Annotated in this window: 18 protein-coding genes; 14 read left to right on the plus strand and 4 right to left on the minus strand. The window is 61.8% G+C overall.

Annotation, left to right across the window (positions count from 1 at the left end; genetic code table 11):
- Positions 1-281: 281 nt before the first annotated feature.
- Both NG895_RS23480 and pnuC read right to left on the minus strand, forming a co-directional pair.
- Positions 282-1,292, minus strand: coding sequence for an AAA family ATPase (locus NG895_RS23480; RefSeq protein ID WP_252854982.1), 1,011 nt, complete (start codon positions 1,290-1,292; stop codon positions 282-284).
- Positions 1,255-1,998 (minus strand): nicotinamide riboside transporter PnuC, encoded by a 744-nt coding sequence (gene pnuC / locus NG895_RS23485; RefSeq protein WP_252854983.1) that lies wholly within the window; start codon positions 1,996-1,998, stop codon positions 1,255-1,257. Before pnuC ends, NG895_RS23480 begins: the two co-directional genes overlap by 38 nt.
- Positions 1,999-2,084: 86 nt before the next feature.
- On the opposite strand from pnuC, the gene NG895_RS23490 reads away from it, so the two are divergent.
- From NG895_RS23490 to NG895_RS23500, 3 genes are read left to right on the plus strand one after another with little or no spacing between them, the layout of a single operon-like run.
- Positions 2,085-3,086 (plus strand): AAA family ATPase, encoded by a 1,002-nt coding sequence (locus NG895_RS23490; RefSeq protein ID WP_252854984.1) that lies wholly within the window; start codon positions 2,085-2,087, stop codon positions 3,084-3,086.
- A gap of 6 nt (positions 3,087-3,092) precedes the next feature.
- The gene (locus tag NG895_RS23495; protein ID WP_252854985.1) at positions 3,093-4,400 is read left to right on the plus strand and encodes a DUF58 domain-containing protein; all 1,308 of its coding nucleotides are present in this window, start codon (positions 3,093-3,095) and stop codon (positions 4,398-4,400) included.
- Positions 4,400-6,313 (plus strand): DUF4129 domain-containing protein, encoded by a 1,914-nt coding sequence (locus NG895_RS23500; protein ID WP_252854986.1) that lies wholly within the window; start codon positions 4,400-4,402, stop codon positions 6,311-6,313. Before NG895_RS23495 ends, NG895_RS23500 begins: the two co-directional genes overlap by 1 nt.
- 74 nt (positions 6,314-6,387) lie before the next feature.
- On the opposite strand, the gene NG895_RS23505 is transcribed toward NG895_RS23500, so the two are convergent.
- The gene (locus tag NG895_RS23505) at positions 6,388-6,972 is read right to left on the minus strand and encodes a hypothetical protein (protein ID WP_252854987.1); all 585 of its coding nucleotides are present in this window, start codon (positions 6,970-6,972) and stop codon (positions 6,388-6,390) included.
- 584 nt (positions 6,973-7,556) lie between these two features.
- Between NG895_RS23505 and NG895_RS23510 the strand changes: the two genes are divergently transcribed.
- The gene (locus tag NG895_RS23510; RefSeq protein ID WP_252854988.1) at positions 7,557-8,822 is read left to right on the plus strand and encodes an MDR family MFS transporter; all 1,266 of its coding nucleotides are present in this window, start codon (positions 7,557-7,559) and stop codon (positions 8,820-8,822) included.
- A 320-nt stretch (positions 8,823-9,142) separates the two neighbouring features.
- Here the strand turns inward: NG895_RS23510 and NG895_RS23515 are convergent, their stop codons facing one another.
- Positions 9,143-10,555: a tetratricopeptide repeat protein gene (locus tag NG895_RS23515; RefSeq protein WP_252854989.1), complete on the minus strand. Its 1,413-nt coding sequence runs from the start codon at positions 10,553-10,555 to the stop codon at positions 9,143-9,145.
- A 300-nt stretch (positions 10,556-10,855) separates the two neighbouring features.
- Between NG895_RS23515 and NG895_RS23520 the strand changes: the two genes are divergently transcribed.
- The 10 genes from NG895_RS23520 (at position 10,856) to NG895_RS23565 (ending at position 21,743) form a co-directional block, all read left to right on the plus strand.
- Positions 10,856-12,697, plus strand: coding sequence for an ABC transporter permease subunit (locus NG895_RS23520; RefSeq protein WP_252854990.1), 1,842 nt, complete (start codon positions 10,856-10,858; stop codon positions 12,695-12,697).
- Between the two features lie 37 nt (positions 12,698-12,734).
- On the plus strand, positions 12,735-13,181 hold the full coding sequence (locus tag NG895_RS23525; RefSeq protein WP_252854991.1) for a gamma-glutamylcyclotransferase family protein: 447 nt from the start codon (positions 12,735-12,737) through the stop codon (positions 13,179-13,181).
- Positions 13,182-13,269: 88 nt separating this feature from the next.
- Entirely contained in the window at positions 13,270-13,698 is a 429-nt protein-coding gene (locus NG895_RS23530) for a hypothetical protein (protein ID WP_252854992.1), read from the plus strand.
- Positions 13,699-14,305: 607 nt separating this feature from the next.
- The gene (locus NG895_RS23535; protein ID WP_252854993.1) at positions 14,306-16,171 is read left to right on the plus strand and encodes a patatin-like phospholipase family protein; all 1,866 of its coding nucleotides are present in this window, start codon (positions 14,306-14,308) and stop codon (positions 16,169-16,171) included.
- 272 nt (positions 16,172-16,443) lie between these two features.
- A complete protein-coding gene (locus tag NG895_RS23540) occupies positions 16,444-17,421 on the plus strand; it encodes a PstS family phosphate ABC transporter substrate-binding protein (RefSeq protein WP_252854994.1) in 978 nt (325 codons plus the stop codon).
- Between the two features lie 84 nt (positions 17,422-17,505).
- Positions 17,506-18,441, plus strand: a complete 936-nt coding sequence (pstC, locus tag NG895_RS23545) for a phosphate ABC transporter permease subunit PstC (protein ID WP_252854995.1) — start codon at positions 17,506-17,508, stop codon at positions 18,439-18,441.
- Positions 18,438-19,328: a phosphate ABC transporter permease PstA gene (gene pstA, locus NG895_RS23550; RefSeq protein ID WP_252854996.1), complete on the plus strand. Its 891-nt coding sequence runs from the start codon at positions 18,438-18,440 to the stop codon at positions 19,326-19,328. The genes pstC and pstA overlap by 4 nt, the downstream gene beginning before the upstream one ends.
- 107 nt (positions 19,329-19,435) lie before the next feature.
- On the plus strand, positions 19,436-20,272 hold the full coding sequence (gene pstB / locus NG895_RS23555) for a phosphate ABC transporter ATP-binding protein PstB (RefSeq protein ID WP_425267252.1): 837 nt from the start codon (positions 19,436-19,438) through the stop codon (positions 20,270-20,272).
- Between the two features lie 63 nt (positions 20,273-20,335).
- Positions 20,336-21,019: a phosphate signaling complex protein PhoU gene (gene phoU / locus NG895_RS23560; RefSeq protein WP_252854997.1), complete on the plus strand. Its 684-nt coding sequence runs from the start codon at positions 20,336-20,338 to the stop codon at positions 21,017-21,019.
- A 13-nt stretch (positions 21,020-21,032) separates the two neighbouring features.
- Positions 21,033-21,743 carry a winged helix-turn-helix domain-containing protein gene (locus NG895_RS23565; RefSeq protein WP_252854998.1) on the plus strand — a complete coding sequence of 237 codons (711 nt, stop codon included), beginning with the start codon at positions 21,033-21,035 and terminating at the stop codon, positions 21,741-21,743.
- The last annotated feature ends 32 nt before the right edge of the window (positions 21,744-21,775 follow it).

A 21,775-nucleotide genomic window follows, 5' to 3' on the forward strand; every position in this document is an offset into this window, starting at 1 on the left:
CTGTTCTCGCTCGAATAGGTGCCGTCGTACACAAGCTCACGGCAAGTCAACGCGGGCGAGGCCAGCGCCGCCCTCGTTGCACCGCCCACACCAGTGTGTAGGGGGGGTACATAGGGCGGCCCATCAGCCCAGATTGCCCGCTACCTGCAATACGCCCAGGTGCGCGAGAGTGGAACAAAAACCCCCCGAGAGTGGCTGTTTTTGCCCCAGAACAGGCGAGAAAACTCGGTTGACCGAACCGCGGAGGCCATCTACCCGGCCGAATGCCTAGAAAACGCCACCTACTGGATCGCCATATGCCACTTGTCGAAGCGGGCCAAAACCTGCTCTACCTGCTCGATACGCTCCTGGAGCGAGCCCCGCAGCGTGACGTACGGCCGCCGCAGTCGACGCAGTTCGCCCAGCACACGCCGCTGCATGGTGCCGCGATTTGCCTCAACCGAGCGATCGGCCGTGTCGTCGTAGGGGATGTCGTCGTCGCACAGCAGGCACAGGTCGTACCGCTGTGGGGTCTGGTCGGCCAGTTCGCGAAGCGCCGCGGCCGGCTGCCCATGGTAGTAACCCGCGAACACGGCCGTCGTCGAGGCGTCGGTATCCACGAAGAAATACTCGCGTGCCTGGCCTACCAGCTGTTCCTCGCGGTGGCGATGCCCCTCCGCTATTTCCACCAGCTGCTCAGGCGTCAATCGCCGCTCGTGCTGGTGGGTGTCCCAGTACTCGCGGCCGTACTCGGGCATCCACACCGTGTCGTACCGCTGGGCGAGCGCCTCGCACAATGTGGTCTTGCCGGTCGAGGGAGCGCCAACCAGCACTACCCACGTGACCAGGTCGCGATACACCCATGGATCGACGAACTGACGAAAGCGGTAAGGCTCGTCGCGAATCTGTGTGGCCGAGATCGACACTTGCTGCCGCGCTTCGTCCACGCGACAGTCCTGGGCGCCGAGCGCGCGACTTACGTGGTCGCCATAGAACTCGCTGGAGTAGAAGTGCGTGATCGGTCGGCCCGCCAGGGTACGGAGGATGTACTGCTCATGCATCGCGCGAATCTCGGGTGTGTCGCCCACCTGCATTGGACCGTCCCAGCATTCGATCACTTCGACATCGGGATACAGGTGGCGGATCCAATCGGCTCGCACACCTAAGGGCACGGAAGTGAACTCCGGCGCATCGTAGATCAGCACCACGAGCGAGTCGCATTCGGCGAGCGCCCGCTCGATCACGGATTGATGCCCGCGGTGCAGCGGTGCGAACTTACCCAGTGTGAGTCCCGTCGTCATGCGTTTGCTCATGGGCACGATCTTTCCGCCAACTGGCCCGCCACGCGAAGAAACCGGCCGTTGCCATGCACAAGAACACGGCGTACAGCCCGGCGGTGAGCTGTAGGTCTTTCTGCAGGTATACGCCAATGGCCACCACATCCACGGCAATCCAGTACCACCACGATTCTAACCGCTTCTGGGCCAGCAGCCACTGGGCCACCAGACTGGTCACTGTGGTAAAGGCGTCGGGGTAGGGCAGTGAGGCGTCGGTGTAGTGGTGCATCACCCAACCCCATGCCGCCGTGCCCATCGCAACCACCAGCAAATACAGCAGGTTCGCCCGGTGCGAGATCCGGGTAACGGGCAACTGATTCTCCCGCTCCCCGCCGGCCAGCCAATGCCACCAGCCATAGATTTGCAGCACCACGTACACCACCTGCAGGATGACGTCGGAATAGAGCTTGGCCGCCGCAAAAATGTAAATGTAAAGCACCACCTGCACCAACCCCGTCGGCCAGCACCAGATATTCTGCCGGATGGTGAGCCACACGCAAAACACGCCTAGCACAACGGCAATCGGTTCGAGGTAGGCCATGGGTGTGGGCGAAGGCGTCGCCTGCTGGTTCGAGCGATCGGGGTGGTACGCCAGGAGTATACTGGGCCGAGCAGCGGGGGCACAGCAGCGCGGCAAGCAGCCAGCCTCGCGGGAGTTCCATTGATCCAAACGTCCAGGCACCTGGCCATCGCTGGGGAATTGTTTTCTCCCGAACTGCCGAATCGTTATGCTATGGGGAGACCATACAGCCACGGGAGCAGAGCAACGTGAGTGAAAAAACGGGTGCGACAGTCGATATCGGGGCGATCAGCCGGCGGATTATTGCCAACGTCGAGCAAGTGGTCGTCGGCAAGCGGCAGCAGATCATCAAGGTGCTGGTCGCCTGGTACTGCGAGGGCCACGTGCTGCTGGAAGACGTACCGGGCGTGGCCAAGACGGTGCTCGCACGGGCGTTTGCCGCCAGCATGGGCTGCACCTTCAAACGCCTGCAATGCACGCCCGACCTGTTGCCCACCGACGTGACCGGTGGATCGGTGTTCAATCAGAAGAGCAGCGAGTTTCAATTCCGCCCGGGGCCGATCTTCGCGCAACTGGTGCTGGCGGACGAAATCAACCGCGCCACGCCGCGTACGCAAGCAGCGCTGCTCGAGGCGATGGCCGAGTCGTCCGTTACCATCGATGGCACCACGCACACGCTGACGCCTCCCTTCCTGCTGATCGCCACGCAGAACCCGGTCGACCACGAGGGCACGTTTCCATTGCCCGAAGCCCAGCTCGATCGCTTCCTGATCAAGCTTTCGCTCGGCTACCCGACGCGGGAGGAAGAATCGCAGATGCTCGATATGCTCAAGCGTCAGCATCCGCTTTCGTCGCTCAAGCCGGTGGCCACGGCCGACCAGCTTGTCGCCTGCCAGCGGGCGATTCGCACCGTGCACGTGGACGAGAAGATTCGCAAGTACATTACCGACATTGTGCACGCCACGCGCGAGCACCACGACCTGGCGCTCGGCGGCAGCCCGCGGGCGTCGATCGCTTTGTATCGCACGTCGCAGGCCATTGCCGCGGTCCGCGGTCGCAACTACGTCGAGCCCGACGACGTCAAGCACATTTTGCCGTCGGTGCTGACGCATCGGTTGATCCTGAAACCCGAGAGCCGTTTGCAGAACGTAAAGATCGACGAGATCCTGGTCGACATCCTCGACGAAACCGAGGTGCCAATGATCCAACCGCCGCGGCAGCGGGTCGCAGCCAGTGGCACCGGGGGGTAAGGTTCCATGCGTTGGATCGTGGGAGCACTCATTCTTTTGCTGGTGGCCGTCACGTTTCGGCTGGGGCTATTGGCGTACAGCATGTACGCGCTGCTGGCGACAATCGCGTTGAGCCGCTTCTTCGCCAACCGCTGGTCGGGCGACCTGCAGGCCCAACGCCAGATGAATGCCACCCAGGTGGGCGTCGGGGCGAAGGTGGCCGTGGTGGTGCAGGTCGACAACCGTGGCAAGCTGCCGGTGCCCTGGATGCTGCTGGAGGACTTGCTGCCCCGCCGGGCTCTGATACACGTGCCCCCGCCCCTCGAAGTGACGGGCCAGCGCTTGCAGCTCGTCTCGTTTCGCAGCCAGGGCAAGAAAACCATCATGTACCAGATGAAGTGCCATCGGCGGGGCTACTACCAGATCGGCCCGCTGATTGCCGAGACGGGCGACGTGTTCGGCCTGTATCGCCGATATCGCGTGCTCAGCGAGCCGAGCTTTCTGACCGTGCTGCCCGAAGTGGTGCCGCTCACGGGATTCGACATCGCCTCGCGGCGGCCGATCGGCGAGGTGCTGATGTCGTACCAGTTGTTCGAGGACCCCACCCGCATTCGTGGTGTTCGCGAGTATCAGGCTGGCGACCCGTTCAATCGTATCCACTGGAAAGCCACCGCCAGCACCGGCACGCTGCACAGCAAGGTGTACGAACCATCGACCGTGGCTGGCGTGACAATGTTGCTCGACTTTCATAAGGACGGTTACGATCGGGCCGACGAACCAGTGCGGTCGGAGCTGGCGGTGACGGCCGCCGCCTCGATTGCCGGAGCCGTGTGCGAGATGGGGCAGCAGATCGGACTGTTTACCAATGGCCGCGACGCCGCCGATCGGATTCGTACCGAGGGTTGGACCCACCAGCAATTGCACTCGCGCCGCGAAGCCCAGGCGGCCGGCATGCGCGATCGCAGCGATCGGCTCCGCCCGGTGGTGGTGCCGACCGAGCGTGGCGACGTGCAGTTGATCCGCATTCTCGAAACACTGGCCCGTGTCGAAAAGACCGACGGCCTGACGTTTCCGCAACTGGTGCAGGAGTCGGCGGCACGCATGCCGCAAAGCGCCACCGTGGTGGCGATGCTGTCGATGGTCACCCCGCAGCATGCCATTGCCCTCAGCAATTTGCAGAACCGCGGCTTTGCGGTCACGGCCATTGTCAACGTGTTCGAAGAGCATCGGTTCGCGGAACTTGCCGGCCCGCTGGTTGCCGAAGGCATCGAGGTCCGCCAGCTAAAGGATCGCGCCGCGATACCCGACCTCTGTAACAACTGCATGGTGCATTGATGGCGAAGCGACTGTTCATGACGAGCGCCGATTACCTGGCCATTGCGGTCAGTCCCGCGCTGATCATGTTGCTGGTCGGCAGCCTGGTGTTTTTCTTGCTCGAAGTGCTGTACGTCGGCGAGTATCAGGCAAGGCTGAACTACGTATTCGCGTTGTTCGTGTTCGCCACGGTGCTGGTGGCGCGGATCTCCATCGAGATGGGCTCCGAACGGGCTGCGATGTACAGCGTACCACTCGCCTTGGCCACGTTTGTGGTACTGCAAAAGTTTGTCGAACACCCCAGTGTGTTCAGCCCGCTGATCAACATCGTGCTGATCGCCGTGGTGTGGTGGTGCGCCCACAAGCTGACGTGGGACTGCACCGTGATCGACGACAGTCAGGACGCCTCGGGCGAGGGGCTGATGCAGTTGGTGGGGGTGGACGATGCCGAAGTCCCGCAGCAGGGCGGCGCTCGGCAAGCCAACCAGTTGCTGCCCGATGGCGAGCCACCCAGCTTCTGGCAGCAGTTGTTCTCCATGGAGACAGGGCCGCACGCGCCGGGACTGTGGGTGTTGTACTTCTCGTTGGCCGCGCTGCCCATCTTTGGCATCGGGCAGGGGTTCATCCCCTCGTCCGATACGGCCGGCCGGCGGTACGCGTTCCTGCTGCTGTTTGTTTACGTGGCCTCCGGACTGCTGCTGCTGGTGACCACCAGCTTCCTGGGTTTTCGCCGGTACTTGCGTCAGCGGGGTGTCGACATGCCCAACCCGATGGCCGCCACCTGGGTAGGTGTGGGGGGCGTGCTGACGGCCATTGTGCTGGTGATCGCCATGTTGCTGCCCCGCCCCAACGCCGAGTTTGCCGTGGCCCAACCGCCGTGGCAAGCGAGTTCGCCCGATGGACTGTCGTCGTCGCGTTACGGGCGAGGTAGCGACGGGGCCGAGGACAACCAGCAGTCTTCTCAGGCGGTTACCAAAGAGGACGAGGACGCACCCACTGGCAACCAGACGAGTCCCGACGCCGAGAATCGACCACCGGGCGAAGCCTCCAAGGACGGTAAGCAGACGAGTGATTCGGGCGCACAAGGCGAACAAAGCCAATCGTCGGGCTCCAACCAACAGTCCTCGGACACCGGTGGAGATTCTTCCGCCGACGCGTCGCAGGGCGAGCAGCAAAATCAATCGGGCGACGAGGTGGGTAGTTCTGCGAGCGATCGCGAATCGGCCCAGCAAGGTGGAGAGCGCAACAGCAGCGATTCGACATCGGCCGAGCGTGAAGAGGGCACCGGCAACGATGCCCAATCGCAGTCGGGCGAGCCTAACGAGCAGCAGAGCGTGCAGCCACCAGAGCACTCGGGCGGTTCGAAAACCAACGTGGTGCAGGCCTTGCAGAGCGTGGTGGGCGGCATCACCGGGTTGATCAAGTGGCTGTTCTACCTGGTGCTAGCTCTGGTATTCGTGTACCTGCTGTGGAAGTATCGCCACGAGCTGCTGGCAGCCGCCCGCGACATCTGGCGCGACCTCAAGGCGCTGCTCGCCCGACTGATGGGGCGCGAGGTGGCCGACACGCCGCCGTCCGAATCAGAAGCTTCGTCGCCGCTTCAGCCCCGCAGGCGTTTTCGTGATTTCCAGAACCCCTTCATGACGGGCGCCTATCAAAAGGTGCCGGCCGCCGAGTTGGTGCGGTACACGTTCGACGCCCTGGAAGCATGGTCGGCCGATCGAGGTCGTCCCCGCCGCACCGACCAGACACCGCTGGAGTTCGTCGAAGCGGTGAGCGACGACACCAGCGAGATGTACCAACCGATGCGCAACCTCTGCCACTTATACGGCCGCGTCGCCTACGGCGGCGGGCGCGTCACGACGAAGGACCAGGAGGTACTGCGCGAGATATGGCAGCAGATGGAAGGATCGTCGGCACTGTCGGTGAGGTAAGAGGTAGCTACGCCCGCCAGAGCATGGAGAAGAGTTGTAGCTACGCTCGCCAGAGCGTGGATCGATCGCGGGAATCAATGAATTTCTTCGTCGCAGGGGCGAAATAGCCCAGCTTTGCGAAGAAAGGAGCAGGTTCGCCAGAACCGCGGCCAAAAATCCAATTGCCATAGGTCCAGTTCTGGATAGCCCGGTATCAGACAGCCTGTGTATTTGTAATCGCGGTACCTGTCTGCAGGTACCAGGCCTCTTCGTTCGGGGTTTCTTGCGATGTAATCGACGAGATTCTCAAACGCTGTTTCTTGCCGTTCGTCATCTTGAAGCACATGGTCGTGCGGCTGATGTTGAAACTCGAACCCTAACTTGGAAAGTGGTACGGCGAGTTGCTTACGGAAGTACCTAGTAGCTTTCAACTGGTCGCTGCGATCGTCAATGCCGATCCAAATCATGTGCAAGTGATCCGGCATCAGGCAATAGATAGGACACGCAATAGCGTATCGAAAGGCCGTGTGAGTCAAGAGTTCACGAAACTTGTAGTTAAAGGCTGGAATGAGCCAACCGGTTCGGCGGTCTCGAATCGTCATAGTCCAGTGGACATACGACGGGCCACGATAGGCGCTCTGTTCCAGCCGTGGCAAGTGACGCTTTTCATCCGACGGCATTGTGGTCCCCGGCAATCGAAGTGGGAATTGGCTGCGCTGGCCAGAGCGTGGATGGCCCCACTATGGTGAGGTGTTATCGCTATTGCAAAAATATTCTCGGGATTAGTCCTCCACCGTCTGGCGACGGTAGCTACATCCAATTCTCGGTTAATCGTTTCTCACGTGGTAGGAATTTTACACCCGCTGTGAGACAATCTGCTGGGTATGCGCGGATGCTTTCGGCGTGCTGCCTGTAATTCCCCGTCCACGGAATGCTGACCCCTTACTGTGTTTTGTCCCCACTGCGGTTAACCCATGGGGACAATGCCCCGTGTTTTGTCCCCTCCCCCTAATGGAAACCTCGAAAAAACAAGCCCCTTCGCCATTCGAGAGGGGCCCAAAACACCTGGAGTTTTGGGCCCACGGATGTTCATCCCCAGAGCTGGCCCAAAAAGCGGTTTTGGGCCAACCTGTCGTCGACCAGAGAAATGTGGCAAAACTCTTTGGACTCGTCAGGCGAACCCTGACGCGGCAAGCCATGTCGAAGCGGTTGTGATTATTGATTTCAAAACGGCCCTAGCCCCCAGCCCCTGCCACCCCTCCCCATGCTTCACATCGTTTACCGCCGTTACCGTGCCGCGTTCGAAGGGTTGCCCTTCGAACTGTGGGTAATGGCGCTGATGATGTTGGTGAATCGTGCCGGGGCGATGGTGCTGGCGTACCTGACGCTCTATCTGACCAGCGAGGTCGGCATGACCGAGGCGTCGGCCGGGCGAATGATCAGCGTGTTTGGCGCGGGGTCGATCGTGGGCTCCTACTTCGGGGGGCGGCTGGTCGATCGAGTGGGCGCGATTCGCGTGCAGACGTTGTGCCTGCTGGCCGCGGTGCCGGGGTACTTTCTGCTGCCGGTGTGGCACAACTCGTGGGCGATTACGCTGAATATCTTCCTGTTGAGTCTGGCGACCGAAGCAGTGCGGCCGGCGAACGCCGCGGTGATCACCAAGGTCACTCCGCCCGAGGATCGTGCGCGGGGATTCGCCCTGCAGCGCCTGGCGGCCAACCTGGGATTCGCCTGTGGTGGTGCGATCGGTGGTGTGCTGGCGGAGTTTGACTTCCGGCTGTTGTTCTACGTCGACGGAGGAACCACCTTCGCCGCGGCATGCATCCTGCTGTACTACTTTCGGCTGCGCCGTTTGCCGGGAGAATCATCAGGGGCCAGCTTGGCGGTGAACAACAGTCCCATGAGCGACAGGCCGTTCATGCTGTTTATGGGGTTGTTTATGCTATCGACGCTGGTGTTCTTTCAGTTCATCTCGACTTACACGTTGTACTTGAAAGACCACTATGCCCTGAAGGAATGGCAGATCGGATCGCTGTTCGCCGTGAACACGCTGGTGATCGTAGCGGTGGAGATGGTGCTGATCGACTACGTGAAGCGTTGGCCGCTGCTGCGGACCGTGGGCTGGGGATGCTTCCTCAGTTGCCTGGGGTTCGGGCTGCTGCCGTTCGGACACTCGTATGCATTTGCCGTGTTGGCGATCCTGGTGATGACCGTGGGCGAGATGCTATCGATGCCGCTCGCCGCCGGGTACGTGGCGAATCGCGCGCCCGAGGGTGGCGAAGGTCGCTACATGGGCTGGTGGGTGATGAGCATCGCGCTGGCGTTTGTGTTCGGCCCGATGATCGGGGCGGCCGTCTATCAGGTCGATCCCGATCAGGTGTGGTACATCGCCCTGGCGGTGGCCTTTACGGTGCTGGTGGGATATCACCTGCTGCCCGAGGCGGACAAGCCAGACGACAAGTCGCTGGCCACCGAGGAAGCGCTCGCGCCGACCGAGCCGGCCGACCTGATCGCCGAGTCGGCAAGTTGAGTTCGCGGAAACCGAGAGACGGCGGGACGCATGCGGCCGGCACCCACTTCCCCCTCCGCAGTGGGTGGGGTGGGGGCGTGCCGCTAGCATTTCCAGGGAGATTTCCTGCGGCGAGATTAGAACCAGCCGCTGTATTGCGTTTAGAACCGACAGTCAGAACAATCGGCCGATTCGATTAAAGAGGTGCCACGCGCCGTTCCGATATCTTCACTAGGATGATACGGGAGGGCGAAACACAGCTGTGTTTTGCTTCAGGATAGAGGTCATGGCAGGACGACGGATCGACCTGCCATGACCTTTTTTTATTGCGCCAGCGGCGGCTACTTCTTCAGCCCGGCGAGCAGCGCTTCGGCTTCGTTGCGATGCACGAAGATACCCTGTTGGTTCTTCAGAGCGCCTTCGAGGATGTTGCGGGCCACATCGTCGCGATTCTGCTCGGCCAGCAACTTGGCCACGATCAGCGACGAATCCTGGTTCAGGGCGCCCAGCCGCAGACCGTTCTGGTAAGCCCGGTTGGCTTCGGTACCGTTTCCGCGTTTGCGAAGCACCCAGGCCAGGGTGATGTTCGCGTCGGCGTTGTTCTGGTTGAGCTGCTGGTTGATGCGGGCGAGCTGCTCGGCGCGGGCCTGATCGTCGCTGTCTTCGCTGTCGATCAGCAGCAGGGCGAGCAGATTGCTGGCATCGCGATTACCGGGGGCCAGGGTCAACGTGCGGTTGTAGTGAGTCTTGGCTTCGTCCATCTTGCCAGTCATCTCCGCCACCACGCCACTGAGCAGCGCGACTTGAGGCGAATCGGGCTGTGCCTTGCGGGCGGCGGTCAGCACGGAGGCCGCCTCATCCAACTTGCCGTTGCGGGTGAGCCACTCGCTGTAGGCGACCAGCGTTGTCTCGTCGTTGGGGTTCTTCTTGTAGGCTTCCTGGAAGGCCTTCTGCGCCTTGGAGCGATAGGTGTCGGCCGTTTTCGTGTCTTCCGCACTCGCGGCCAGTTGCTGATACATGGAAGCGGCCGAGACGAAAGGCGAGGGCAGTTCGTCGTTGATGCCCTTGGCCTTTGTGAAGGAGTCGTAGCCATCTTGCTCGCGACCCTGCATGAACAGCACCGCGCCCAGGCGATTGTGAGCATTGGCCTCATCGGGATCGGCTTCGATCCATGCGCGGATATCCTTCTCCGCGGCTTCCCAATCGCGCCACCGCTGCAGCACGGTGGAACGGCCGGCCCGACCGCGAATGACGAACTTCCGCTTGCGGAGCTCGTTGGCCTCGTACTTGTCGGTCAGGGCGATGGCCTTGTCGTACAGGGCGAGTGCCTCGACCGCCTGGCCTTGCCGGTTGGCCTGGTCGGCCAGCAGCAGGTAGGGCTCGGGATCGTCGGGCACGTCGCGGGCGGTAATCTCCAGGGCTCGCAAACCCGACTCGTTCTGATTGCTCAGGAAGTACAGCTTGGCCAGCATCAAGTCGGCCGGCGGCAGGCGATCGTCCTTCCGCTTGGCTGCTTCGAGGAACTGCTGGGCGCCGAGTACATCTTTGTTCTGGTAGCGGCGGATCGCCTCTTGGATGTCCGAATAACGCTGGGCGTCTGGATCGCTCACCGCGTCGCCAATCAGCGCTTCGGAGGTGATCTGTGCGGTGGCCGCCCGGGCACCAATCAGCATGGCGGTGACAGCCAACAGGGCCACGCCCAGGCGGGGAGCCAAGTGAAGGGTTAAATGGTAGCGATCAGTAGTTGTCGCCATGGAGGTGGGTCCTTTGATTTGCTATGCGGGGGTGTGCGGGTACAAGCTGGGGCCGGCAAGCCGAAGAGTGCGGAGGTAAACGCCGCCCTGCTTAGATTCTATGCAAAAGTCCCCAACTACGCACCCGGCAAGGGAAGATCGCAGGGGGTTTCGTTAGCACTAGATAAAGTTGTACGGATTGTACCGGCTATAGGTTCGCGCGGCCGCTCGACCCTCCGCCCGTGCGAGCCTATATTTTAAGTCGTGCCGACCCGACACCCTCGATTGGCGCGGCGGTTTTTCAGTTTTCCCCCTCCCGCGATGCTCAGCGAGGCACCTTTGTTCATCGGGCCGGTATTCACACGCGAGGCGATGACCGCACCGCGTGGTGCGCGATTCTACGCGGTACCTGCCGTGGCGGTTGGCACGCTGCTCTGCCTGCTGTGGACCTATTGGCAGATTGTCACCGGCAGCCAACCCTCGCAGACCGCTGGCATGTCGGCCCGGTTTGGGTCGGAGGTATTCGCCCTGCTGGCCCCGCTGGAGATGGCCGTCGCGATGCTGATGGCCGCGGTGCTCACGTCCGCCGCGGTGGCGCAGGAGAAGGACCGCAAGACCCTGATTCTGCTGCTGCTTTCGCGGCTTACCAATAGCGAGTTGGTCCTCGGCCGGTTGTTGGCCAGCCTGCTGGTGGTGCTGGTGGTGGTGGCCGCCGCGGTACCATTCTTCTTCCTGCTGGTGCTCCTGGGAGGCATCTCCTACGGACAGGTGGCTCGCGTGACGGCCGTCACCGTGATGAGCGCCCTGGCCGCCGGTAGCCTGGGGTCGACCCTGGCCCTGTGGCGTGACAAGACGTTTCAGGCACTGGCCATGACCTTCCTGGCGCTGATGCTGTGGCTGCTGGCCTGGGAGGGCGTAGCCACCGGCGCGTTGGGCGAGACCGTCTTGGGCGTCAACGCCGAAGCGCTGGCCACCGCCATGAGTCCCTGGCGGGCCGTCCTGGCCGCAGCCCAATCGGACTTGTTCGCCACGATGCCGGGTACGCCCACCCTGTTCGGGTTGCCACCGGTGAGGGCATTCCTGGTTACTTCGGCGATTGGCATCGTGGTGCTGAACGGGCTGGCCATCGGGTTGGTGCGAGTGTGGAATCCGTCGCGCGAAACTCGCACTCAGGAGCGTGAGGAGGACGAAGCCCGCGCCATTTGGAGCCAACCACAAGCCGACGACGCGGCGAACACCGCCGCGCGGGCCGAGGCCCACCGTGCGCCAGGCCGAGTGCGCGAGGTCTGGGACAATCCCATCCTGTGGCGCGAGATCCGTACGGGGGCGTACGGCAAGAAGATCCTGATCATCCGCCTGGGGTACCTGGTGGTCGTGGCCCTGTCGGCCTTGGCGCTACACACGTTGTTGACCGGCGACACCGGACCGGTCGAACTGGGGCTCACCATTCCTGCGGCCGCCAAGCCGCTTGCGCCGCTCATGGCGTTGAGCGTGGTGCTGGTTAACGCCCTGGCAGTGACATCGCTGACCAGCGAACGCGACAGCCGCGCGCTCGATCTGCTGTTGGTGACCGATCTGACGCCCAAGGAGATCATCTTTGGCAAGTTGGGAGGCGTCATCTACAACAGCAAGGAGATGCTCATCCTGCCGCTGGTGCTGTGTGGTTACGTCTGGTGGCTGGGGTATTCCAATCTCGAAAATCTGGTGTTCCTGATCATTGGCTACCTGGTGATGCAACTGTTCGCAGCCGTGTTGGGGTTGCATTGCGGTATGACTTACCTCAACTCGCGGCAGGCCGCCGGCGTGAGCGTCGGCACGTTGCTCTATTTGTTCATCGGCATCCTGGTCTGCATGCGGATGATGGTCGCCGCGGGGGACAATTTCCTGACTCAGTTGCCAACCTTCGCGGGGTTCATCCTCGGCGGCGGATTGGCAATGTACGTGGCGCTCGGCTGGAGGCTCGACTCCAAGGCCTTGAGGCTGGCATGCGGACTCGCCCCCTTCGCCACATTCTATGTCATCACCAGCTTTCTCGAACAACAGTACGGGTCGGTCTTCTTCGTCACGGTGGTCGCCTATGGCTTCGCCACCGCCGCGATGCTGGTCCCCGCGGTAGCCGAGTTCGACGTGGCCACCGGACGAACAGGCGAGCGTACCGGCTAACTTTCAGGCTGACATCCCACGCGCGAGACCGCTGCCCATGTCACACGTATTTGTTTATGGCACCTTAATCGCGCCGGAGATGATCAGCGCCGTGACGGGCCAGTTGTTCCACGGCACCACGGCTGTGGCGCCAGGCTTCAAGCGGGCCTATCTCACGGAGCGAGTCTATCCCGGCATCGTGGTGGACCCCGCGAGCGAGGTGGAGGGACTCGTCTACTTGGACGTGGACGAAGAGTCGCTTCGCCGGCTCGACTATTTCGAGGGACCAGAGTACGTGCGTGGTACCTTGGCCGTTCGATTGGAAGATGGACGCCAGGTGCAGGCCCAGGCCTATATCATTCCCGCGGCCAATGGTCATCTAATGACCGAGCGGCCCTGGAGCGTGGAGTACTTCGTGGCCCAGGACCTCAGCGGCTTCGTCGAACGCGCTAGGCTCTGCATGGAAAACTACGAGCCCGGCAAGGCACCCAACCGCGTTCCATAGGGTGCCTCATGGTCCTCCATCGCCGGGGTCGGTAAGATGAACTTATCGGCTCTCCGACCACCGACCCCAGAATCCCTCGCTCTTCCTCATGCCCCAGTTTTACGACAAGCATGGCCTTCGCTTCGCCTACCCCGACAACTGGACGGTCGAGGAGGACGCCCAGGGCACGGCCGACGCTGCGGTCACCGTCACCAGTGAGCATACAGCGTTCTGGTCGGTCATGCTGTATCGCGGCGAGCGGGATCTCGAGCACTTGGCCGGCACCGTGGTCGGGGCCCTCAAGTCGGAGTATCCGCAGGTAGAGGTCGACGAAGTCAACATTATGAGCGACGGCGCACCGGTCTGCGGCTACGACCTGAGCTTTTCCTACGTCGACCTGCTGAACACCGCTTGCGTGCGGGCATTCTATCATGCTGGCGATACCTACGTGGTGCTGAGCCAGACCGAGGACCACGAGCTGGCTGCGGTCGAGCCCGTGTTCGCCGCCATGACGGCCAGCCTGACCCGCGAAATGTAACCGGGCGGCCGGATTGTAGGACTTACAATCCGGTTTTGGTCATAGTTTGCAATTCTTACCGCTGGCTGCCCGCGGGTACTATTGTCGTAAAACCCTGAAAAACCAGGGTGCGAACATTTCTTTGGCGCCGCCACTCGCTTTTGGCACGCCCCGTGCATTAACCTTCCGACAGTCTCCAATGCCCCGCACGACCGGCCGAGGGCGCGGCCTTCGGCCGGTCTGCTAAGGCAACCCAGGGGACCACACACAACGTTCAACTCCTTTCTCCGGAAAAGTTCGCGCACGACAGAGCCGCCCACACTTGCAGAATTTGCCACCAAGGTACGGTGGCCATCGCCCGCCACGGGAAACTGCACAACAGCGGCCAAAGAGAACCCGGTTGGCATCCTCGCAGGGCCAACCGGGTTCTTTGTTTTATGCGTGCACCGCCCAGGGAGGCAGACCGCCAGACTCCGCCGCCTGCGCTACGACCAGGCATGCTGCTCCTCCGGTTCGCTAGCACCGATTGCCATTGGCCGTTGGTGCGGGAAACGGTACCCTCGGCCCCCCGAGTTTCTCGGCTGCACGCTAGCGCATGCGCGTGCAACATGCACTGAGGGCCAAGCTGGTGACTTGCTTACCGATCCATATCCGTCGCAGCAATTTGTTCGGGTCGTTGTCCGATGCCGAGGTGCGCGACATCCTCGCTTCGTGTCGTACCGTGACGCTGCACAGCGGACAGCTCGCCTGCCGGCAGGGCGAAGTCGGTGAGAGCATGTTTGTCATCGTCAGCGGCCGCGTGAGCATCAGCATCGATCAGCCGGGCGGCGGGCAGCGCGTGCTCAATCACTTGCGACCTGGCGATCACTTCGGCGAGATGTCGCTGTTGGTGGGCGGATCGCGGTCGGCCAACGTCACGGCCGTCATGGATACCGAACTGCTGGAACTCACCCGCAGCGACTTCGAACGCAGCCTGGCTCGAGTGCCGGGGTTTGCCGCCAACTTGTGTCGTTCGCTGGGCCAGTGGCTGCAGGGGCAGATCAGCGGTGGACCACGGCACGAACAGATGCACGTGGCCGTCGTGCGGGGCGGGACCGCGGCCGCTCGGTTGACCCCACAAATCGCTACCACGGTCGCCGCCGAAGGCGGCAAGTTGCACGTGCTGAGCGATCAGTCGCCGGGCCTTCTAGTGTCGGACTGGCGGCGCGTGAAAGAGGGACCAGACTTCGAAAAGAGTCTGCTGGGCAACCTGTCGGCCGCCGTGGCATCCAACCGACGAACCGTAGTCGACATCGACCATCTGCATGCCACCTCCGGACTATTGATGCAACATGAGCTGGTGCTGTGGGTTCTGGATCACGACAACCCCAGGCAATGTCAGCAATCGCTCGATCGATTGAGCTCGCTGCTCACCGCCACGCCAAGCGGATTGGCCGAGCGCATCCAGTTGGTTGAAGTGTTCCGCGACAACGACCAACTTCCACCGGTCCTCAAACTTCCCAGCGAGTTGACCAGCCAGCCGTTTCGGCAGCCTGTGCTCCGCGTACAACACAGCGGCGGGCAAGAGCCTGAATTCCACCCCCGCGATCTGGCGCGGCTGATTCGCACGATGCGCGGCATCCAGGTCGGACTGGCGCTGGGAGGTGGCGGTGCCCGGGGCATTGCTCACCTGGGCGTACTGGAAGTGCTGGAGCGCGAAGGCATCTACTTCGATCGCGTTGCCGGAACCAGCGCCGGCGCTATCGTGGCCACGGCCTACGCTGCGGGTATTCCGCTCCAGCGCATTCGCAGCGTATTCGAACGCGAGATGACCCCACCGCGGTCGATTGCCTGGCTGCCGAAGTCGCGGCAATGGTACATGTTGGGCGTCTTTCGATTGGGGCTGGCAGAGAAGAAGTTCCGCCGCTACTTGAATCATTACTCTTTCGACGAGTTGCTGACCCCGGCCCAGACTGTCACGGTCGACCTGATCAGTGGCGAGCATCGTATCCGCGAAGCGGGCGACGTCGTAAGGTCGGTGCTCGAGAGCATCAATCATCCCGTGTTCGGGGCGCCCATCCTGCGCGATGGCGAAGCACTCGTCGATGGCGGCGTGTTGATGAACGTGCCGGTTACCGCTCTGCGGCAAAAGGGCGTCGACTTCAGCGTGGCCGTGGATGTCAGCAAGCAGCTCTCGCGAGACTTCGCTGGCAACACCAGCGAAACGGCCACCGCCAAGATGCGCAAACCGGGCTACTTGAGCACGCTATTGCGTGTGACCGATGTCGAGCTCATCAACCTCGCCAGGCTGCATGGTTCGCAGTGCGACTTTCTGTTTGCTCCCGATACCGCGGAGTTCCCATTCGACGACTTCACCCAGGCCGAGGGCTTGGTCGAAGCGGGGCGGCGGGCCGCCGAGGCCGATGTACCCCGGCTGAAAGAGGCCCTCGCCCGCGTCCTGTCCTGGGATCGCCCGCTCTCTGCGACCTCGTCGTCGTCGCAGCAGGTTGCCTAGGCACACCGGTCTGTGGCCAGGGTTCCCCTGTATTTTCCGCATTGCATCGGATGGGGATACGCGCGTCCGGTTACGCGATGGGCCCCACCCTGCAAAAAGTGCTTGTTTCCAGCAGGTTGTCGCGCCGTAGCTTCCAAGGTTCCTCATCGAATCTTCATATTGCCTTAACACTGGGGCCTTAACATTGCGAGCTGTGGGTGCTCAGGCGTGGCCAGCTTAGGGGGGCGTCGCACCCAGGAGTTGCGAATTCATCCCAGTTCGAGGAGTTGATGGTGGAACGGTTACAGAGATTCGGCAGCTTGGCACTGGTTCTCTCGATGGGCCTGGCGATAACAGGCTGTCGCCGACCTTCGAGCGGTGCGGACGTTCAGGTCGATGGATCCAGCACGGTTTATCCCATCACCGAGGCGGTCGCCGAAGAGATTCGCGACGCGTTTCCCGATATTCGCGTCACGGTGGCCAAGAGCGGCACCGGTGGCGGGATGAAGAAGTTCGGCAAGGGCGAAATCGACATCTGCGATGCTTCGCGTGAGATCAAGAGCGGCGAAGCCGAGGTCTGTAAGGAAAACGGCATCACCTACGACCACTTCATGGTGGCCTACGACGGCATCGCCGTGTGCGTTAACCCCCAGAACGACTGGTGCGACACCCTGACCGTCGAGCAACTTAAAGACATTTTCAAGCTGGACAGCCCGATCAAGACCTGGAAGGACCTGAACGAAGCGTGGCCCGACGAGGAGATCAAGCTCTACGGACCCGGTGCCGATTCGGGTACCTACGATTCGTTCAACGAGCAAGTGCTGGGCAAGGGCACCAAGATCCGGACCGGCTATACCCAGAGCGAAGAAGATAACGTGCTGGTCAATGGCATCGCGCAAGAGAAGTACGCCCTGGGGTACTTCGGCTTCGCCTACTACGTCGAGAACGAAAGCGACCTGAAAGTGCTCGCTGTCGATCCCGGCGATGGCAATCCCATCAAACCCACGATGGAGACCATTCGCGAGAAGACCTACGCCCCGCTGTCGCGGCCGCTGTTCATCTATGTGAATCTCGATTCGTTCAAGGAGCCCAAGGTCCAGCAGTTCGTGAAGTTCTACTTGGATCACACGGCGGCCCTGTCGAAGGAAGTGGGGTACGTTCCCGTAGCCGAAGAAATCGCCATCGAGAACCAGGACAAGTTCAGCAAGCTCACCTCGGGTGGTTCTGAAGAAACGGAGAGCTCTGAGGAAGCATCGGAGCCCAACGCCTAGTTCTTACACCGCGGAATCCAATCGGCTGGTTTGCGAGCGGTTCTCTGCTCGCAAACCGGTCGTTCGAACTACCTGTCTGGACCTATGAGTTCCATTCTCTCCACCGCCGACAAGCGAATCCTCCACGAGGAATCCGCCTCGCGAATTTGGCGTAAGCGCCTGGAAGCGGTGATTCGCTATGTCTTGATGTTCTGTGCCGGCGTGTCGGTGCTCACCACGGTGGGTATCGTTGTGCTGCTATTGTTCGAGTCGCTTCAATTTTTCGGGGAAGTCTCGATCATCGAGTTTCTGACCGGCACCGAGTGGGCGCCGCAGAACCAGCAATTTGGCATCCTGCCGTTGTTTTGCGGCACCATGCTGGTCACCGTTGGTGCGGCCATCGTGGCGGTGCCGCTCGGCCTCGGTACGGCGATCTACCTCAGCGAGTACGCCACGCCGCTGGTTCGCGAAACGGTGAAGCCGGCACTCGAAATCCTGGCGGGCGTTCCATCCGTCGTGTTCGGCTACTTGGCGATCATCGTCATTTCTCCGTTTATTCGCGATCGTTTTCCCAGCGCCGACCCCGCCAACGCCGCCGCCGCGGCGATTGTGGTCGGCTTCATGATATTGCCCACGATTATCTCCTTGTCCGAAGATGTCCTGCGATCCGTACCCCGCAGCCTTCGCGAAGGAGCGTACGCCCTGGGCGCCACCAAATACGACGTCACCGTGAAAGTCGTGGTGCCGGCCGCACTATCCGGCATCGTTGCCTCGTTCCTGCTGGCCGTGTCGCGGGCCATCGGCGAGACAATGGCCGTTACGCTGGCCGCCGGTGGCACCCCGCGCATTACGCTGAATCCTCTGGAAAGCATTCAAACCATGACCGCCTACATCGTCCAAAAGACGGCAGGCGACAATCCCTACGGTACGCTCGAGTACCGCACGATCTTCGCGGTGGGTCTCACGTTGTTCGTTTCCACAATGCTGCTGAATCTGGCTGCCCAGTGGATCCTGTCTCGTGTGCGGGAGAAATACGAATGAACATCACCGCCGAAGAACGCGCTTACATGGAGCGGTACCGCAAACACAAGTGGTTGCTCTCCAAGTGCTTCAGTGTGTTGTGCCTCGCAGCCATGTTGAGTTGCCTGGGCATCCTGCTCTTGCTGCTGGGTAGTGTGCTCTATCGGGGAATGCACTACCTCGACTGGCAGTTTATCGAAGGCCTGCCTTCCCGCAATGCCGAGAAGGCGGGCATGTGGGTGTACTTGATCGGTAGCCTGTGGCTGATCGGTCTCACGGCGCTGTTTTCGGTGCCGCTGGGCGTGGGGGCCGCGCTGTATCTGGAAGAGTACGCCGCCGACACCCGCTGGAAGCGAGCCGTGCAGGTCAACATCGCCAACCTGGCCGGTGTGCCGTCCATTGTGTACGGCCTCCTCGGACTGGGCGTATTTGCCTGGGCTCTGAACCTGGGGCACAGCATTCTGGCCGGTGCGTTGACGCTCACGCTGGTGGTGCTGCCCATTGTGATTCTCGCTACGCAGGAGGCCTTGCGGTCGGTGCCTGGTTCCATCCGGCAGGCCTCGTATGCTCTGGGCGCCACGCGGTGGCAGACCACCTGGCGGCAAGTGCTTCCGGCCGCCACGCCTGGCATCATGACGGGCGTGATCCTGGCCATTTCCCGCGCGCTGGGCGAGGCCGCCCCGCTGGTGGCCATGGGTGCGGTACAATACGTGGACCGGGCGCCCGACTCCATTTGGTCTACCTTTACCGCCTTGCCGCTGGCCATTTTCGAATGGGCCGGCCGGGCTCAGCCCGAGTTCCACGACCTCTCGGCCGCCGCGATTGTCGTGTTGCTGGCCGTGCTAATTACCCTGAATATGGGGGCCGCTTTGGTCCGATACCGGTTCGGCAAGCACATCCGATGGTAGCCGAGTATCGCCGGTTCCAACGACACACCGCTGGTAACCCGACGGGAAAGCGAGCAAACTGATATATGTCGACATCAACCTCTCCGAGAAACGGGAGCGTATCCACTGTGGACGACCCCCAAATAGGCATCCGCCGACCCGAAGTGTCGTCCAACAAACCGGGGCGCACCGCCAGCGAACTGGCGCAGTATCCCAAGAAGTTTGCCACCAAGGGTGTGAACTTCTGGTACGGTTCGCACCACGCCCTGCACGACATCAGCCTCATCATTCCCCAGAACTGTGTCACCGCGCTGATCGGTCCTTCGGGCTGCGGCAAGAGCACCTACTTGCGTTGCTTGAACCGCATGAACGACATGATCGAGCACACCCGCGTCGAAGGCGAGATCCTGCTCGACGGTCAGGAGATTCGCGGGCCCAAGGTCGACGTGGTCGAACTTCGCAAACGGGTCGGCATGGTCTTCCAGAAGTCCAATCCGTTCCCCAAATCGATCTTCGAGAACATCGCCTACGGACCACGCGTGGCCGGTTTGCGTTCCCGCGCCCGGCTCGAAGAGATTGTCGAAAGCTCGCTCAAACATGCGGCCCTGTGGGACGAAGTGAAAGATCGCCTGAACGATTCGGCCCTCGCACTTTCCGGTGGGCAGCAGCAGCGGCTCTGCATTGCTCGCGCGCTGGCCACCGATCCCGATGTATTGCTGATGGACGAACCCGCCTCGGCGCTCGATCCCACCAGCACGTCGCGCATCGAAGACCTGATCTTCGAACTCAAAGACGACTACACCATTGTGATTGTCACCCACAACATGCAGCAAGCTGCTCGCGTGTCGGACCAAACCGCGTTCTTCTACGAAGGACGCTTAATCGAGGCGGGGCCCACCACCGAGGTGTTTACCAACCCCACCAAGCAAGAAACCGAAGACTACATTACTGGCCGCTTCGGCTAGTCGTGGGTCCGCTGATTTTCATGTTGTCACTTTGGGATCACTTAACAAGGTGGTAAGGTTGTTATGAGCAGACATCTCGAACGCGATCTGCAGAATCTCGAGCGGGCGCTGCTGACGCAGGCCTCGGTCGTCGAGGGCATGATCCGCACGGCCACCCGCGCACTGTGCGAACGCCAGGCCGATCTCGTGTGGGAAGTGCTCCAACAGGAGCAACTCGTGAATGCCCGCGAAGTGACCATCGAAGAAGAGTGCCTGAAGATCCTGGCGCTCAACCAACCGGTCGCCATCGATCTTCGCCGCACCGCCGCGGTGCTGAAGATCAACGGCGACCTCGAGCGCATTGCCGACCTGGCCGTAAACCTGGGCGAGCGGGCCCGGTCGCTGGCCGAGCAACCCGACTTTTACGTCTCCGAGAACCTCGAGAAGATGGCCAACATGGCGGTCGAGATGGTTCGCGAGGCGCTCGACGCCTTTGTGGAGTTCGACGCCAACGCGGCCGCCGACGTCTGCCGTCGCGACAACGAGGTCGACCAGCTCAATCTGCAATTGATCGAAGAAGTGCACGAAGTGATGCGAACCCGCAGCGACCTGGTCGAGGCCGCGCTGCACTTCTTCTCCGCCACCCGGCATATCGAACGCATTGCCGACCATGCAACCAATATTGCTGAAGACGTTATCTACCTGGTGGACGGCGAAATCGCGCGACACCGGCATGAGGACCTCAGGCAGGACAGCTCCGCAGGATAATCGGTAAAGAGTCATGGCTAAACCCTCTGTATTGATCGTGGAGGATGATCGGTCGCTGGCCGACGTCTTGGATTACAACCTCCGCCAGGATGGTTACGAGACCATTGTCGCGCGGGATGGGCAGGAAGGGCTGACCCAGGCGCGGCTCAAGGGACCGCAGCTCATCGTGCTCGATCTGATGTTGCCGCTGGTCAACGGGCTCGAGATTTGCCGCCGGTTGCGATCCGACCCCGCCACGGCCGGCATGCTCATCCTGATGCTCACCGCCAAGGCGGAAGAGACCGATCAGGTGGCTGGCTTCAGCGTCGGTGCAGACGACTACGTTACCAAGCCGTTCAGCGTCAAAGTGCTGCTCGAACGCATCCGCGCTCTGCTCCGCCGACGCAAAGGGTCGGCCAGTTCCGGCGACACCCTGGTCAGCCAGGGCATCATGGTCGATCGCGAACGCCACCGGGTAACGGCCGGCGAGGAGTTGCTCGACCTGACGCCCAGCGAGTTCAGTCTGCTGGAATCGCTCATCCGCCATCCCGGCCGCGTATTCAGCCGCGCCGAACTGATCGACTCCGCCCTGGGCGGCGACTCTCTGGTGCTCGAGCGAACCATCGACGTCCACATTCGCGCACTCCGCAAGAAGCTCGATAAACACGCCGACCTCATCGAAACCGTCCGCGGCGTCGGCTACCGCTTCCGCGACCCCGCCTCGGTGGTGCAAGCGTCTTGCTGACCCGAGCGGACCTAGCCGCCGGACCCAGCATC

It is taken from the genome of Aeoliella straminimaris, from assembly GCF_024054565.1.
GTDB classification, from domain to species: Bacteria; Planctomycetota; Planctomycetia; order Pirellulales; family Lacipirellulaceae; genus Aeoliella; species Aeoliella straminimaris.